The 950-nt window shown below is 53.4% G+C and carries 1 rRNA gene; it reads right to left on the bottom strand.

Annotated elements, in window-relative coordinates:
- Positions 1-950, bottom strand: a 23S ribosomal RNA gene (locus ACESTK_RS20460); the annotation flags it as partial.

The following is a 950-nucleotide window of genomic DNA, read 5'->3' as shown; positions in this document are numbered from 1 at the left end:
ACTGGAGTAAAGCTCCATGGGGTCTTTCCGTCCTGGCGCAGGTAACCAGCATCTTCACTGGTACTTCAATTTCACCGGATGCATTGTCGAGACAGCGCTCAAATCATTACGCCTTTCGTGCGGGTCGGAACTTACCCGACAAGGAATTTCGCTACCTTAGGACCGTTATAGTTACGGCCGCCGTTTACTGGGGCTTAAATTCAAAGCTTCGCGTTTCCGCTAACCTCTCCTCTTAACCTTCCAGCACCGGGCAGGCGTCAGCCCATATACCTCACCTTTCGGTTTCGCATAGACCTGTGTTTTTGCTAAACAGTTGCTTGAGCCTATTCTCTGCGGCCACTTCTCAGTGGCACCCCTTCTCCCGAAGTTACGGGGTCATTTTGCCGAGTTCCTTGACAATGCTTCTTCCGCCGGCCTTAGGATTCTCTCCTCATCCACCTGTGTCGGTTTACGGTACGGGTACGGTATAAACAATAGCGGCTTTTCTTGACGCATGGCTCACGGACTTCGCTACTTGTATTTCGCTCCGCATCACGGCTTCCCATTGCCACCCGGATTTGCCTGAGTGACTGGTACCCCGCTTGCACCGGGCTTTCCATTCCCGGCTTCCGCTTTCCTTACGTGTCCCCACAGTTCTGTCATACCGCAGTACAGGAATCTCCACCTGTTGTCCATCGGCTACGACTCTCGTCCTCGCCTTAGGCCCCGACTTACCCAGGGCAGATCAGCTTTACCCTGGAAACCTTGGATATTCGGCCTAAAGGATTCTCACCTTTATCTCGCTACTCATTCCGGCATTCTCTCTTCCATGCAGTCCACAGCTCCTTACGGTACTGCTTCGTTCCGCATGCAATGCTCCTCTACCGATCCTTGCGGATCCCTTAGTTTCGGTGGTACGTTTCAGCCCCGGACATTTTCGGCGCAGGGCCTCTCGACCAGTGAGCTATTAC

The sequence above is a fragment of the Ruminococcus sp. Marseille-P328 genome (assembly GCF_964249465.1).
Taxonomy (GTDB): domain Bacteria; phylum Bacillota; class Clostridia; order Lachnospirales; family Lachnospiraceae; genus Blautia_A; species Blautia_A faecis.
The sequence above is the reverse complement of the archived record's forward strand: the minus strand, read 5'-3'. Positions and strand labels throughout refer to the sequence as shown.